General features: G+C 39.0%; 11 protein-coding genes. 7 read left to right on the plus strand and 4 right to left on the minus strand.

Annotated elements, in window-relative coordinates; translation table 11 throughout:
- Window positions 1-43: 43 nt before the first annotated feature.
- Window positions 44-910: an AraC family transcriptional regulator gene (locus tag RRV45_RS06195; RefSeq protein ID WP_315668949.1), complete on the plus strand. Its 867-nt coding sequence runs from the start codon at window positions 44-46 to the stop codon at window positions 908-910.
- A 52-nt stretch (window positions 911-962) separates the two neighbouring features.
- Here the strand turns inward: RRV45_RS06195 and RRV45_RS06200 are convergent, their stop codons facing one another.
- The 3 genes from RRV45_RS06200 to RRV45_RS06210 form a co-directional block, all read right to left on the minus strand.
- Window positions 963-1,865, minus strand: a complete 903-nt coding sequence (locus tag RRV45_RS06200) for an NAD-dependent epimerase/dehydratase family protein (protein WP_315667928.1) — start codon at window positions 1,863-1,865, stop codon at window positions 963-965.
- Between the two features lie 79 nt (window positions 1,866-1,944).
- Window positions 1,945-3,180 carry a CynX/NimT family MFS transporter gene (locus RRV45_RS06205; protein ID WP_315667929.1) on the minus strand — a complete coding sequence of 412 codons (1,236 nt, stop codon included), beginning with the start codon at window positions 3,178-3,180 and terminating at the stop codon, window positions 1,945-1,947.
- 232 nt (window positions 3,181-3,412) lie between these two features.
- Window positions 3,413-5,521: a helix-turn-helix domain-containing protein gene (locus RRV45_RS06210; RefSeq protein WP_315667930.1), complete on the minus strand. Its 2,109-nt coding sequence runs from the start codon at window positions 5,519-5,521 to the stop codon at window positions 3,413-3,415.
- Window positions 5,522-5,688: 167 nt separating this feature from the next.
- Here RRV45_RS06210 and RRV45_RS06215 point away from each other — a divergent pair, with 167 nt between their 5' ends.
- The 3 genes from RRV45_RS06215 to RRV45_RS06225 all read left to right on the plus strand — a co-directional run bounded on the left by RRV45_RS06215 (window position 5,689) and on the right by RRV45_RS06225 (window position 9,571).
- A complete protein-coding gene (locus RRV45_RS06215) occupies window positions 5,689-6,867 on the plus strand; it encodes a M20 family metallopeptidase (RefSeq protein ID WP_315667931.1) in 1,179 nt (392 codons plus the stop codon).
- A 181-nt stretch (window positions 6,868-7,048) separates the two neighbouring features.
- The gene (locus RRV45_RS06220) at window positions 7,049-8,236 is read left to right on the plus strand and encodes a hypothetical protein (RefSeq protein ID WP_315667932.1); all 1,188 of its coding nucleotides are present in this window, start codon (window positions 7,049-7,051) and stop codon (window positions 8,234-8,236) included.
- 105 nt (window positions 8,237-8,341) lie between these two features.
- A complete protein-coding gene (locus tag RRV45_RS06225; protein ID WP_315667933.1) occupies window positions 8,342-9,571 on the plus strand; it encodes a Zn-dependent hydrolase in 1,230 nt (409 codons plus the stop codon).
- A gap of 399 nt (window positions 9,572-9,970) precedes the next feature.
- On the opposite strand, the gene RRV45_RS06230 is transcribed toward RRV45_RS06225, so the two are convergent.
- Window positions 9,971-11,371, minus strand: coding sequence for a sigma-54 interaction domain-containing protein (locus tag RRV45_RS06230; protein WP_315667934.1), 1,401 nt, complete (start codon window positions 11,369-11,371; stop codon window positions 9,971-9,973).
- Between the two features lie 298 nt (window positions 11,372-11,669).
- Between RRV45_RS06230 and RRV45_RS06235 the strand changes: the two genes are divergently transcribed.
- Genes RRV45_RS06235 through gcvPB form a run of 3 tightly spaced genes read left to right on the plus strand, consistent with a single transcriptional unit; the run spans window position 11,670 to window position 15,479 of the window.
- Entirely contained in the window at window positions 11,670-12,449 is a 780-nt protein-coding gene (locus RRV45_RS06235) for an SDR family NAD(P)-dependent oxidoreductase (RefSeq protein ID WP_315668951.1), read from the plus strand.
- A 26-nt stretch (window positions 12,450-12,475) separates the two neighbouring features.
- Window positions 12,476-13,915, plus strand: a complete 1,440-nt coding sequence (gcvPA, locus tag RRV45_RS06240; RefSeq protein WP_315667935.1) for an aminomethyl-transferring glycine dehydrogenase subunit GcvPA — start codon at window positions 12,476-12,478, stop codon at window positions 13,913-13,915.
- Window positions 13,902-15,479: an aminomethyl-transferring glycine dehydrogenase subunit GcvPB gene (gcvPB, locus tag RRV45_RS06245; RefSeq protein WP_315667936.1), complete on the plus strand. Its 1,578-nt coding sequence runs from the start codon at window positions 13,902-13,904 to the stop codon at window positions 15,477-15,479. Before gcvPA ends, gcvPB begins: the two co-directional genes overlap by 14 nt.
- Window positions 15,480-15,583: the final 104 nt, after the last annotated feature.

Raw genomic sequence — 15,583 nt, forward strand, 5'->3', positions numbered from 1 at the left:
CCATTTCCTGCTTTTGTTAATATGAAATCAAGGGAGTGAGATGATGGCTTGGATTGAATCCATACAGAGAGCAATTGATTATATGGAAGATCATTTGCTCGAAAACATTACGATTGAAGGGATAGCTAAACAAGCAAACGCCTCCGCCTTTCACTTTCAGCGAGCCTTTACGATCTTAACAGATATGTCTGTAGGAGAATACTTAAGGCGGCGAAGACTGACTTTAGCTGCACAGGAGCTATCGAGAACGAACTGTAAAATCATTGATCTGGCCTATAAATATGGCTATGACACTCCTGAGGCTTTCACAAAAGCATTTCGCAGACAGCATGGAATTGCTCCGACTGAAGCGCGAAAATATATGGGAAAGCTGAAATTCTATGAGCGCCTGATCATACAGGTAATTCTGAAAGGAGCAGAACCGATGAAGTATAATGTATTAGAAAGAGACAGTTTCCAGGTGGTTGGTATTAAGCGGGAGTTTTCAGTCGTCAATGGGGAAAATTTAATAGGCATTCCTAAACTGTGGGATGAGGTTCTTAATGATGGAACATGTGAGAAGGTAGCGAGTCTGATCAATGGGCAAATCAAAGGTGTGCTAGGTGTTTGTGCTGATAAAAAAGGAGAGGGGCCATCTGGGGCAATGGATTATTGGGTGGCAGCGGAATTCGATGGAAATGCACCTGAAGGGTTTTTAACTTTGGAAATTCCAGCAGCTAAATGGGTCGTATTTGAAGTACATGGGCCGATGCCTGAGGCGATGCAGAAGACATGGAAGAAAATCTACTCGGAGTGGTTCCCTACAAGCGGCTATGAACATGCAGAAGGTGTACCACAATTAGAAGTATATCCCGATGATGATTCATCCAGTTCTGATTATTATTCAGAAATCTGGATCCCTGTAAAATAGGGAAAATAGAGCAGAAGCAATTCACAATTATGAAAAGCTTCTGCTCTTACTGTTAAGCATTTTGGGCATGACTAATAGAATAATACTCTATTAAATCCTCTAAAACCTCATCTAATTCAGCAAAGCTATAGCCAAGCTCTTCCGCCTTACTTGTATTAATAGACCATGAGCCTTCAAAGGAATAAGGAGAGGCATTTTCTTTTGTCAGCACTCCTGTGATTTTTGCCTTTAGATTTAATTGCGACTCAATTTTCTCTAGCAGTTCCTTTAGTGAAATATCCTTTTTACAGCCAGGATTGATGGGACCAGTGAAGGAGGACGCACCTAGATCGTATAAAAATTGGGCAGCATCATCAGACAGGATAAAGCTATATCTGGAATCAGGATTGGATAGGCCAATTTCTTCATTGTTAATGACTTTATCCACATGGAACCTTAGTCTGTTTGTAAAGTCGTCCTTGCCAATCACGATTGGAAAACGGGCAGCTGCGACCTCTATGTCATTTTGAGAGAATAATAGAGCTTCCGCTGCACGCTTTGCTTCCTGATACCCTTTATACCCTATAAATTGCTCTCTTGGCTGAAACTCGTAGGTAAATTCATATGGATTAAAGTGATCCTCCACATGATTAACTCCAAAATCATATACTGCTTGAGTAGACGTGAAAATGTACCTCTTCACTTTTCCTGTCAAAGCCTGCAATATATATTGTGCCTCCAGCGGGGATTGGCATGTTTGGTCATAGACAATATCCCATTGACGGTCGGCAAGTGCTTTTTCAATCGACTTCTCATTTCGCCTATCCAATTTTAATCTTTCCACCTGGTCTCCAAATGGGTCAGGGGTAAATCCTCTTGTTGCAACCGTTACTTTATCTCCATTTTGCAAAAGCTTTCCAACTAATTTCTTTCCAAAAAATTGTGTTCCCCCTAAAACTAGAATTCTTCTGTTCAAGTAGCTACCTCTTTTCTATTAAGTTAAATAATAAATACTAGATATAATGACAAATTCCTGCATCTAGAAAACATCTATCTTACGCAATAGTAGAGGGGGCTTTCTTTTGCTCGTGTGTATTTGTGTTCTCTTGTAAAACATATAAATTCCGTCCTGCTCCCACTCCAGCTATCGTGTATATGACCGTGATAACAACAAGCAGGATTAATGGAATCGTCCATGTATGAAAGAAATCGAATAAAAATCCAATGATAAACGGTCCTAGAGCCGCCAATAAATAACCAACGGATTGTGCCATTCCAGATAGGTCGGAGGCTTGTTTTGCATTTGCTGCCCGCAGCCCGATAAGAGTTAGACCATGACTTATAGCTGCTCCAAGAGAAATTCCCAGCATGATTATACAACAGAGTATAAAGGCTTTATTCGTGCTAAAAATTAAGCCCGATAAGCCAGTTATACATAGAAGACCAATACCCAAGGCAATGCCTTTTTGGTTTGGAAGCCGATCAGCAAGAACTGGAATAATGATGTTTGCAGGCAGCCCGGAAAATTGGAATAAGGTAAGCATCCAGCCTGCTATTGCAATATCAAAACCTTGAGTATGCAGAATTTCAGGAAGCCAGGCGGTTATACTGAAATATACCATTGATTGTAAACCCATGAAGAGTGTTACTTGCCAGGCTATTGAAGAAAACCAAATGCGTGAACCGGTTTGTTTTTGTTTGAGGCTATCAAAGGATGTGTTTTTTACTTTAAGTTGAGGAAGCCAAAAGCCGATAGCGGTAAAAATAATTAGTGCCCACATTCCAAGTGATAATCTCCAGCCTAAGCTAAGCGAATCGGCAAGAGGGATGCTGAGGCCAGGTGCTAAACCAGCGAAAACACCCATTGATAGTGTGTAAATCCCTGTTAGAAGCCCGACTTTTCTTGGAAAGGATTGTTTGACAATTCCAGGTAACAGGACATTGCAAATGGCGATACCTAAGCCTATCAAGATTGTTCCTGAAAATAGGAGAGAAAGTGTGCTGGAGGAGCGAATCATAATTCCTGCACCTAAAATACATAATCCAATCATGACACTCATTTCATTTCCAAGCCTTCTAGAAATTCCTGGAACAAATGGGGAAATCATCCCGAAGGCAATGAGTGGCAATGTAGTTAATAAGCCAGCTATACCATTGGAAATTCCAGTTTCAGCCCGTATATGTCCTGTTAAAGGACCAATCGAAGTAATAGCAGGTCTTAGCGTGAACGCAACAAAAATAATACCAATCATTAGGAGTGTATTATTTTTTCGTATTTGAATATTTTCCATTCAGATAAATTCCCCCAGTATTCAAAACAAAATAGATCCTACATGGTGATTTCTATTGCTTTGTGTAAAAATCGGCAGGAGAATCTTTCATATTCGCATTATTATAATGAATATTCTGAATTTTGTACAGAGGGAAATGTAAAAAAGCACCTGTCACTTATTTACATGGAGTAAGGAAATAGACAGGCACTGATTTTGTTTTCGAAAGTTTAATAACAAAATAGCTATAGCCTTATTCATTTTTAGGAAAGTTTTCATACAGATGGCAGGCTAATAATATTTGTAAATAGTCATCTGGATCATTGAAATCAAGCTGGAGCAGTTCCTCGATCCTTTTAATGCGGTGGTAGAGCGTGTTTTTATGAACATGTAGCCTTTCAGATGTTTCGACTATCGATTTATTCAGTCTTACATAAGTGAAAAGCGTTTTCTCTAAATCATTGTTTTGTGCTTTTTCTGAACGCAACGGTGCCAGTATATCATTGGCAAACTGCTCTATTTCCGGAGAAGGCTGTGCTAGAAAAAGTCGATTGATCCCCATCTTTTTGTAATTCATGATCCCTGTTTTATGGCGATTGATTATATATGCAAGTGCTTTTTTTGCCTCGTCATAGCACTTAGAAATGGCATGTATCCCCTTATAAGATGAACTAAGCCCGGCATAAAGCGGTATGTTCTCTTGGTTACCCCATTTCAATAATAAGGAGTCTAGCATCGTGCCCACTTCATCTATTTCATTTGGGTGGTTTGTAGAAAAGAGAATCGTGACCTTATTATGAAATCCATATACGAGTGTTCCTTTTTCAGGTATTCTCCGTTTAATTCTGGAAATGAGGCGATGAATAACTGCTTCTAATATTTGCAGATCAGTGTATGAGACTATTTCAAGCAGCAGCACGGAGAAGAATGAATTTGTATTTAAACCTAATGCCTCTCCAATTTCCTCCATAACTAATGGTTCTTTATTGTTCAGCAGGTCATTAAAGATTTCTTTTGTTTTTTTATAATAGACTTCTGCCTGAGTTTTTTGCTTTGTTAGCTCGAGGGCCAGAACATAACTTGCTTGTTCAATGGTCATTTTATCTTGGGGCGAAATCGGTTTAAGAAACGGGATAATAAAACAGCCTAGGGAAACGCGGTCCGTTAATATCGGATATACGTAATATTTCATTTCTTTCTCATCATTAATATCTATAAAAAATGGTTTTGTCTTATACCTTAGGATTTCAGCGAATTCGTCATTGCTTAAATATGGATAATGCACTGTTTTTTTCGGAAAGAGCTCGGAGTCTAAATTATCAAAAAAGAAAACCTCACTGCTCATCATTCGATTTAACTCCCGAATGATATACTCTACACTTTTATTTTGCAGGGAAAGACGAGTTAGATTTTCATGAATCTCTGCTCTTCTTAAAAGAAGACTATTTTTTTCCTCTAATCGTTTTGTTAATTCTATGATTTCTTCTAACTGCTCATTTTTTTCCTGATATAGTCTTGCGTTTTGAATGGCAATAGCTGCCTGTGCCCCAAAGCCCTCTAATAATCGAAGATTGTCCTCGGTTAATTTTCCTTCCGCTTCGTATTGATGAACAGTCATGACGCCGATTGGCTGGTTATCCAATTTTAGAGGAACTGAAATGAGGGATTTTAATTTAGAATGATCACTGGCACCTCGAATATTAGTGAAGTTACTCATCGAAAGAGTTTCCATTCCTTCATAAATTTCAGATTTTGAGAAATAAATGACGGGATTTCCGTCTTTATATACTCTTCCAGTTATGGATTCCCCGAACTTTACTCGAATAGCCTTCAGCTTTTTATTAAAACCAATTGCTGATCTTACCGTTAATTCCTGTGTTCTATCATTAGCTAATTGCACAAAGCCCGCGTCTGCAGCTGGAATTACGCTTAGGGCATGGCTAACAATCTTGTCGAGTACTTCGTCTAGCTCAAGAGAGGCAGTGATAGAAAGAGTGCTCTCTATCATACTGGTTAGCTCAATCTCTTTTGCACTGATTTTATTTTCTAGACCTACTACAGAAAAAAGGATATAAAGCTCATCTAGTTCATTTTTGGATAAGTGGATGGCGGGATTAGAAAGATATAAATGGACCTGATCATTCCCAGAGTAGAAAAATGTGTAAAGGCTATTATTAGTACTCGGCTGAACAAGATATTTCTTCTTTGAGGGATTTGTGAGAAAGGGGATATCAATAACTGCCATCTCACCGTGTGAGTGTAGCAGTTGGGTTCTTTGTTTTACTTTTTCAGAAAAGTATATTTTATAAGGATTATTATTGAATTTATTTTGCAGAAAAGTAAATAGTTGTTGTTTTATCAAGTGTAATCCCACCTTTATGGACTATTATACAATAAACAGATCTCATTTATGTACAAATGAACATTGAATTAATTTTCAGATTTATTATTATATTCAATATAGAAAAAACAAATACATTATACTATTTTGATAAAATATTATAGTCGATTAAGTAGGAGTGAATGAATATGAACAAGCTTTATGAGTTATTAGATCAGGCTTACGATGAAATGGTAGAAGTACGCCGATATTTGCATCAATATCCCGAGCTTTCTTTCCAAGAGGAAAATACACCTAAATACATTGCTGAATATCATGAAAAATTAGGCCATGAGGTCCGTACAGGTGTTGGAGGACGCGGGGTTGTAGCCACACTGCGCGGTGGAAAGCCTGGCCAAACAGTTGCATTGCGTGCGGACTTTGACGCACTTCCGATTCAAGAAGAAAACGATGTCCCATATAAATCGAAGGTAGCTGGAGTTATGCATGCCTGCGGACATGACAGCCACACCGCTACACTGCTTATTTTGGCAAAAGTTTTAAATAGTATGAAGGAAGAGATCGAAGGAAATATTGTATTTATCCATCAGCACGCTGAAGAGGTACTGCCTGGCGGAGCGATTGCGATGATCGAGGATGGCTGTTTAGCTGGAGTGGATGTCATCTTTGGCCAGCATATTTGGTCAACTGCTCCTGTGGGTACAATTGAGTATAGGCAAGGACCGATGATGGCAGCCGCTGACTTCTTCAAAGTGAAAATCAAAGGCCGTGGCGGACACGGTTCTCAGCCGCATCGGACAAAGGATAGTGTTGTTATCGGATCACAGCTGGTTGGCAATATTCAACAAATTGTTTCCCGCCGAGTAGATCCTCTTGATACCGCTGTTATATCAATTGGCTCATTTGAAGCAAAAAATGCACCGAATGTCATTGCAGATTCCGCTTCTCTTGCTGGAACAGTAAGAACTTTCAAAGATGAAACACGTGAGTATATAGAATCTGAAATTGAACGCATCATTAAAGGAACTTGTTTGGCTGCAGATGCAGAATATACGTACGAGTACCAAAAGGGCTACCCTGCAACCGTTAATCCAAAACAGGAAATGGAATTTATTGTGGAGCTAGCTAAACAAGTGCCGGGCGTAACAGCTGTAGTTGAATGTGAACCGCAAATGGGTGGAGAGGATTTTGCATATTATCTGCAAAAGGTTAAGGGAGCATTTTTCTTCACAGGCGGTCAAAATCCTGAATGGAAAGAAACATACCCCCATCACCATCCAAAATTTGATATTGATGAAAAAGGAATGCTGATTGCAGCGAAAACATTAGGAATAGCGACTTTAACTTATTTAGAAAATAATAAATAGTAGAGGATACAGACCGGATTCTTAGTGAAGTATGACAAGGATCCGGTACGCTTTCTATTTTTGTAATAGGCATTTTAGAAGTTAATTGTTTTGAATTTTTCGTAACCTCTTTAATGAAATATTAGGAAATGTATTTAAGGAAATTGTATATTTATGGATATTAATGAAGGAAGTGATTCTCATGCCTCAAATGGCAGCCTTAGTAATATTAGTTTTTATTTTATATATTGGAGATTTTGTTTCAACTCGTACAAAAGCCTGGATTCCTTCTGTATTTGTCAGTGCTGTCTTATTTCTTATTGGATATTGGACGTTTTTCCCGCAGGACATCGTCTCCATATCTGGTGTACCACCAGTTGTTGCAACGATGGTGATTTACCTACTCATTACAAATATGGGGACTTTACTTTCTGTTAAAGAACTAATGAAGCAATGGAAGACGATTGTTATTGCGTTATCAGGTATTTTAGGAATTATTGCTGTATTATTTGGAATTGGGACATTTATTTGGGACTGGAACACTGTTGTCGTTGCGATCCCGCCATTAGTCGGTGGAATCGTATCTGCTGTTATTATGTCTGAAGGTGCAAAAGAATTAGGGCTTATATCCCTATCTGTATTTGCTATCGTTATTTATGTCATGCAAGGTTTTGCAGGTTATCCTTTAACTTCTATCGTATTAAAGAAGGAAGGCAGAAGGCTTCTGAAGGAATATCGCAGTGGAAAACTAGAGAAATTAGAAGCTGAACAGACTGAATCTAGTGAAGAAGATGAACTAAAGCTTTTCAAAAAGATGCCAAAAGAGTATAACACCGACTATTTCAAATTCCTTCGTCTAGCTATTGTCGGTTTACTAGCTTATCTTGTGTCAACGGCGCTTGCACCGATATTTGCGATCAGTCCGTTTGTATTATGTTTAGTATTCGGGGTTATTGGAAGAAGTGTTGGTTTTCTGGAAAGACAAATTCTCTTTAAAGCCAATGGATTTGGAATAGGTATTATGTTTCTAATGCTCTTTGTTTTTGACTCATTAAAAAATGCGACTCCAAGCATGTTGGTTGAAATTATTTATCCTTTAGTTGGATGTATTGTATTAGGTGTAATTGGAATGTACATTTTCTCGTTTATTATCGGAAAGGTATTGAAGGTTAGTAAAGAAATGGCGTTTGCGGTTTCTTTAACAGCTTTATACGGATTTCCAGCAGACTATATTATTACGAATGAGGTTATTAAATCATTAACAAAAGATAAAAAGGAACAAGATGTTTTAACAAGTCATATGCTGCCGCCGATGCTTGTTGGAGGTTTCATCACAGTTACAATGGTTTCCGTAGTTTTAGCAGGTATTTTCGTAGGATTCTTGAAATAATTAGTAAAATATTGCGGGTTCGATATATTTGGTAAATGAAATGGCCAAGTAATGTCGACCCGCTTATCTTTCATTTAGTAAAGTTCTAGTTTTGGAGGGATTCACATGACAAAGTCTCAACAAAGGATCGAAAACCATATTGAGGAATTGAGTAAATTTACGGCAACTCCGGGTAAAGGGGTAACACGGCTTACTTATAGTCAAGAGGATTTACAGGCAAGAAACTATATTAAAGAGACTATGGAGGAATATGGATTAATAGTCCGTGAAGATGGGTTAGGCAATATTTTTGGAAGGCTAGAAGGAAGTATAGAGGATGCGCCTAGTGTTATTGTCGGTTCTCACTTTGATTCTGTTCCTAACGGCGGTGCGTATGATGGCGCTGCCGGCGTTGTCGCTGGTCTAGAAGTGGCTGCTCTTTTTCAAGAAAAGAACTTAAAGCCAAAATATCCATTAGAAGTGATTGCGATGGTAGAAGAAGAGGGTTCGAGATTCGGCGGAGGCCTAATGGGATCACGAGGAATCATTGGCACACTGACCGAGGAAGATTTCAAAAATCTAAAGGATTCAGACGGCATTTCAACGGTGGAAGCAATGAAGGGAATCGGATTAGATTCGTCCTTGGTCAAAATAAGAGATCCGAAAACAATGAAGGCTTTCTTAGAATTGCATATTGAGCAAGGACCGATTCTTGAAGAAGCCAATATTCCAATTGGAGTTGTAGAAGCGATTGTAGGCTTGACTCAGCTAGAGGTAACGGTAGAGGGTCAAGCAGGCCATGCTGGTACAACTCCGATGGATCGCAGGTCTGATGCGTTAGTGACAGCAGCAAGAATTATTGCACAATTACCGGATCTTGCTCTGGAAGAGGGAGAGGGGACAGTCATCACCACTGGCCGCTTACATGTTTATCCGAACGGTGCCAACGTCATTCCGGATAAAACGATTTTCACCATCGACCTTCGATCTGGAAAAGAAGAGAATGTTCAACGTGTACTGGAGAAGGTGCAGACATTAATTCAATCCTATCAAGCAGAGGGCATTCGGACTTCGGTTAAGCAGCAATTATATATCCAGCCAAAGGCACTTAGTGAAAATATGCGTTCTCTTCTCAAGCAAATAAGCGGAGAATTGGGAGTTTCTTATCGCTCTATCAATAGCGGTGCAGGTCATGATGCTATGGTCTTTTCAGATGTCACAGATGTTGGGATGATTTTCGTTCCAAGTAAAAACGGCTTAAGCCATTGTCCAGAGGAATGGTCTGATTCAGGCCATTTAGCAGATGGAGCCCAAATTTTATTCGAGGCAGCAAAGAGTTTGACAGAGGCGGAATAGGAAAATATAGAAATCCCACAGAATATCATATTTTGTGGGATTTCTATTGCTGTTGGTGACAGTAAAAAGCCAGAAGTGGTCACCAATCCCTGCTAATTGTGCCCGTGCCGATCGAAAAAAGCCAAGAACGGTCATCAAAGTCCTCCACTGGTGCCTGTGCCGATAGGAAAAAGCTAAGAACGGTCATCAATGTCCTCCACTGGTGCCCGTGCCGATAGGAAAAAGCCAAGAACGGTCACCAATCCCTGCTAATGGTGCCCGTGCCGACCGAAAACAGCCAAGAACGGTCATCAATCTCTGTCAATGGTGCCCGCTCAATCCAATATTTCCACCGGGCGGTAACCAATGTCTCCAAAGTCTAACCTTATCTACTATTTAATCTTAAGAAATATAAGTTTTCTATGAAAGAATATGCAGTTTTTCCATTTTTCGATATAGAGTACGAACACTTATGCCTAAGTCCTGGGCTGCTTTTTGTTTGCCATTATAGCTATTTCCATAGTACTGAAGCTTTTGAATAATTACATCCCGTTCGGCTCCTGCAAGAGGGGGTTCATGTTCGTTCTCCTCAATGCTGGAGGTTGAACAATTCTGAAAGATGTAGGGAGGAAGGGAGTGTTCTGTTAATATATTTTCTGTTTCCATGTTCATGCTATATTCAATGACATTTTCCAGCTCTCGTAAATTTCCCGGCCAATGATAGCTGGACAGTGACTTTAAGTACTCATCTGTATAGGAATAAATCGTTTTGCCTGTTCGATCCTGTAATTTTTCAATAATGCTTGATACAAAAATAGATAAGTCTTCCATTCTTTCCTTTAAAGAAGGAAGTGTGACCGGAATAACATTTAATCTGTAAAATAAATCCGAACGGAATAGATTATCATTCATCAATTTGGCCAATGATTGATTGGTTGCTGCAATAATGCGAAAGTTTACCTTTCTTGTTTGTGTTCCCCCTACCCGTTGGATAACGCCATCTTGTAACACCTTTAATAACTTCGGCTGTAAGGAAATAGGCAAATCTGCAATCTCATCTAAAAAAAGAGTTCCATTATCAGCTAATTCAAGATAGCCCGGTTTTCCCTTTTTTCTTGCATTTGTAAATGCTCCCTCTTCATATCCAAATAATTCACTTTCAAATAAGTTTTCTGGAATAGATGCACAATTCAATTCTACGAAAGGCCCATTTTGGACCACACTTGTACTATGAATATATTGCGCTAATAAGCTCTTCCCTGTACCTGTTTCCCCTGTAATTAAAACAGAAGAAGAACTATTTTTCATGTTTTTAATAATCCTTTGAATTTGAAGAAAGGATGAACTTTTTCCAAAAATATAGTTTGGTGCTGTTCTCGAGCTTATCTCTTCTACTTTAAATTCATTACTGTCTTTCAATATCGAAACAATTATTTCTTTTAACTGAGATAACCATTTTATGTAATAGTCCTGATTTTCTATCAAAATCCTTTCGTTTCCATCAGAGAAGCTGACAAAAGATATAAACCCATATTTTTTCCCATTAATGACCATGTCTTGGATAAGCTCAGCTTTCGAAGGACAATTATTGATGTAATGACATCCTGTACACATATTCATTTTTCCGGGCTGATGCAGAAAAGTAATGTGATTGCCGTAAAGTTTCTTAAAAAACGGAGCGTATGCCTTCTCTCCTTTTACACGTATATAGTTTTCTGTAGCAGCAATTAATTTGCCATTAGGATTGAAGCAAGCAATATCTAGGTGAAGAAGATTTGAAAAAGCCTGTATAACTTTTGAAATGGAATTTAACAACAGCATTTCATGTTCTCTCCCTATGTATCAATTTCAATCTAAGATTCTCTTATTTTATTTACATAATTCTAAATAGTCAATAATTTGGGTGGATTATGACAATTTTGACACACTTTTTTGTCAGTCCTGTCAAAAGAGGGATGTCAAAGATTTAAAAAATATGTCAAGGATTCTACTACAAACGCTATTTTTAGATAAATTAGAAAGTTGGCACAATTTTTGCGAGTATAAGATTGATAATAAAAAGGAGGGACTAGAATTGATTGATGTAAACAATAAAGAAAAAGGCAAAACATTGAGTGAACTGGATTATGAAAAATTATTAGGACTTAAAGATAAAGTGGTTGTTATTACAGGAGCGGCTTCTGGTATCGGCTTGGCGACTGCTGAGCTGTTTGCAGAGGCAGGTGCACAGGTTGCCATTATTGACATTAATAAAGAGAAGGGAACGGCCGTTGCAGCTTCAATGAATGATAAGGGATGGAAAACAGGATTTTTCAAATGTGATGTTACTTCATCTGCTGAATGTGAAGCTGTAGCCAAACAGATTGAACAAGAATTTGGAAGAATTGATGTCTTGTTTAATAACGCAGGTGTTATTAGAAGAAAAACGGTCGTTGATCATACAGAAGAGGATTGGGATATTGTTCTAAATGTTTCATTGAAAGGAGCATTTTTATTATCAAAGTTTGTTATCCCAATCATGGCTAAAAATGGCGGCGGCAGTATTGTCAACACAGGTTCAGGCTGGGGGTTAAAAGGCGGTGATCTAGCGGCTTCCTACTGTGCAGCGAAAGCGGGCGTTGTCAATTTAACAAAAGCGATGGCCATAGACCATGGAAAGGAGAATATTCGTGTCAATTGTATATGCCCAGGTGACACGGATACACCGTTATTAAGAGATGAAGCTAAGCAATTACAGCATGAGGAAGAGTCATTTCTTAAATCATCTGCTGTCGGGCGTCCATTAGAAAGAATTGGCACACCATCTGACATAGCAAAAGGTGTCCTGTTCCTGTCAAGTGATATGGCTTCTTGGGTAACAGGAACGGTGTTAACGGTTGACGGTGGAGGACTGGCATAAAAATTTATTTAAAGGAGAGATAGATAATGGGAAAGTTTAATGAAGGAGCTCATCCATATATTCCAAACACAGCTCCAGATGTGAAAGAGGAAATGCTGAAAGAAATTGGTGTTCAAACGATTGAAGAGCTTTTTGATGGTATACCTGAAGAATTGCACTATAAAAAAGAGATGAATATTCCGGAAGCGTTATCAGAGTACGAGTTAAAAAGATATATAGATGGAATTTTAAACAAAAATATTAATACAAAAGAATACTTAAATTTTTTAGGTGCAGGCTGTTGGAACCACTATATTCCAGCTGTATGTGATGAAATCAATTCACGTGCAGAATTTTTAACCGCCTATGCCGGGGACCCTTATGAGGATCATGGCAGATATCAAGCATTGTTTGAATATCAAAGTTTGATGGCGGAATTAGTAGATATGGATGTTGTCAACGTTCCAACATTTGATTGGGCGCAGGCAGCAGCTACTTCTATCAGAATGGCAGGACGTATTACTGGCCGGACAGAAGTACTATTGCCAAAAACGATATCGCCTGACCGTTTGAAGGTGATTAAAAATTATTGCTCTCCATCCATAAAGGTTATTCTTGTTGACTATGAAGAGGGTTCAGGTCAAATCAATTTGACGGATTTAGAAAACAAGTTATCAGCAAATACAGCCGCCGTTTATTTTGAAAATCCATCCTATCTTGGTTTTATTGAATCGCAAGGTCAAAAAATCAGCAGTCTAGCAAAAGACCACGGTGCTATAACAGTCGTAGGTGTTGATCCGAGTACCCTTGGAGTACTGGCTCCTCCAAGCCATTATGGTGCTGATATCGTTTGTGGAGACCTTCAGCCGCTAGGCATGCACATGAGTTATGGCGGCGGACAATCTGGATTTATTGCTACACATGATGATATTACTTTTGTACAGGAATATCCTTCCCGATTATTCGGAATTGCACCGACAGTTGTTGAAGGGGAATATGGATTCGGAGATGTTTATTATGATAGAACCTCTTTTGCACAGAGGGAAAATGGGAAAGAATCTGTTGGAACGCAAACGGCTTTATGGGGGATTACAGCAGGCGTCTATTTATCATTATTAGGGCCAAAAGGAATGTATGAACTAGGTCAGTCCATTATGCAAAAGTCACAATATGCAATGGGACAGCTTGGCAACATTCCAAATGTTGTAGCATCACGTTTTGAATCAACAAGCTTTAAGGAGTTTGTTGTTGATTTCAACCTTACAGGAAAATCTGTAAAGGAAATAAATAAATACTTGCTGGATAATGGTATCTTTGGCGGGAAGGACTTATCTGAGGATTTTCCAGAATTAGGGCAATGTGCATTATTCTGTATTACTGAAATTCATACGAAAAAGGATATCGATCAACTTGTCAGTACAATTCAGCAATGCTTAGATTCGGTCGAAAGCATTGAGAAAGGGGAGAATGTACATGCAAAAAATTAATAGAACCCATAGTGTTAGAAACTATCATCAGGCAAAGTGGGATGAGCCGATTATTTTTGAACTTCATAAAAGCGGAGAGCGTGGAGTTACTCTTCCAGCAGTTGAAGAGGAAATTATCAATAGTGTAGGAGATGGAATCTCTGCTATTCCATCTGAAATGGTTCGAAAAAGACAGCCTAATTTACCTGAGATAACCCAAAATAGAGTTTTACGCCATTATTTGAGACTTTCACAGGAAACGCTGGGAGCTGCTTTTAACGTTGAAATTGGGCAAGGCACTTGTACGATGAAGTATTCTCCAAAAGTTAACGAAACCTTTGCTTCATCACCTAAAATGTCAGAGCTTCATCCGTTACAGGATGTCAGTACGGTACAAGGGATCCTTGAGGTAATGTATAAATTAGATTTATGCATGAGAGAAATTTCTGGAATGGACTATTTCACATTCCAGCCAGGGAGCGGAACACAGTCATTATTTACGATGGCTTCGATTGTTCGTGCTTACCATGATGCTAACGGTGAGGGGGAACAACGTAATGAAATCATTACAACAAGCTTCTCACACCCTTCGGCTGCGGCAACTGCAGCAGTTAAGGGATACAAAATTATCACCTTACAGCCAGATGAAGAGGGCTTCCCTGACATCGAGGAGTTAAAAGCGGTTGTTTCCGAAAGAACAGCTGGATTTGTCGTTGCGAATCCAGAGGATACAGGAATTTATAATTACCGTATTAAGGAGTTTACGAAAATTGTCCATGAAGCTGGCGGGATTTGCTACTATGACCAGGCAAATGCTAACGGACTACTTGGTATTACTCGTGCAAAAGAGGCAGGTTTTGATATGTGCTTCTTCAACCTTCATAAAACATTTTCTACTCCACATGCATGTGGTGGTCCAGCAACAGGGGCTCTGGGAGTGATAAACAAGCTGAAGGAATTTTTACCGGGGCCAATCGTTGAAAAACAAGATGAGAAGTATGTTTTGAATGATAATTTAAAACATAGTATCGGGAAAGTACGGTCATTCCAGGGCGTTCCGCAAACAGTATTGCGAGCCTACGCATGGGTAAGGGCACTTGGCGCTGAAGGATTAAAGGATGTAGCCCAAATTGCTGTCTTAAACAATAACTATTTATATCACAAAATATTAAAAATCCGCGGGGCAAGCGCTCCTTATATTAATGGAAAAAGGCTGGAGCAAGTGCGTTATAGCTGGGAACAGCTAACGGAGGAAACTGGAGTAACTACGGATGATGTTTCCCGCCGTATGGCTGATTTTGCCCATCATTATTGGTCAAGTCACCATCCATTTGTCATACCAGAACCATTTACGCTTGAGCCAACAGAGTCCTACTCTAAAGCAGATTTAGATGAATATATTGCATCGTTAACACAGATTTCAAACGAGGCTTATTCCAATCCAGAACATGTGAAAAATGCTCCGCATAATAGTTCCATTCATCGAGTAGATGAACAGGATTACTTTGAAAACCCAGAAAAATGGGCAATCACATGGCGTTCCTATTTGAAAAAAGCAAAGGAAACGGAAGAAATTAACCTATAAAAATAAGTCCGTCAGTGAGGAGGGATTCTCACTGATGGAAGGAGGGGTAATCTGTAGCGAAGTAAAGAGAGAGTTGTGGTAGTCCTTTTTCTACCCATGATTTA

Source organism: Bacillus sp. DTU_2020_1000418_1_SI_GHA_SEK_038 (genome assembly GCF_032341175.1).
Lineage (GTDB): Bacteria > Bacillota > Bacilli > Bacillales > Cytobacillaceae > Cytobacillus.

Bases quoted from the DNA above. Each gene is read 5' to 3' on its own strand.
- RRV45_RS06195 (WP_315668949.1), top strand. From the start codon at position 44: ATGGCTTGGATTGAATCCATACAGAGAGCAATTGATTATATGGAAGAT.
- RRV45_RS06205 (WP_315667929.1), bottom strand. From the start codon at position 3,180: ATGGAAAATATTCAAATACGAAAAAATAATACACTCCTAATGATTGGT.
- RRV45_RS06215 (WP_315667931.1), top strand. From the start codon at position 5,689: ATGAACAAGCTTTATGAGTTATTAGATCAGGCTTACGATGAAATGGTA.
- RRV45_RS06220 (WP_315667932.1), top strand. From the start codon at position 7,049: ATGCCTCAAATGGCAGCCTTAGTAATATTAGTTTTTATTTTATATATT.
- RRV45_RS06225 (WP_315667933.1), top strand. From the start codon at position 8,342: ATGACAAAGTCTCAACAAAGGATCGAAAACCATATTGAGGAATTGAGT.
- RRV45_RS06230 (WP_315667934.1), bottom strand. From the start codon at position 11,371: ATGCTGTTGTTAAATTCCATTTCAAAAGTTATACAGGCTTTTTCAAAT.
- gcvPA (WP_315667935.1), top strand. From the start codon at position 12,476: ATGGGAAAGTTTAATGAAGGAGCTCATCCATATATTCCAAACACAGCT.
- gcvPB (WP_315667936.1), top strand. From the start codon at position 13,902: ATGCAAAAAATTAATAGAACCCATAGTGTTAGAAACTATCATCAGGCA.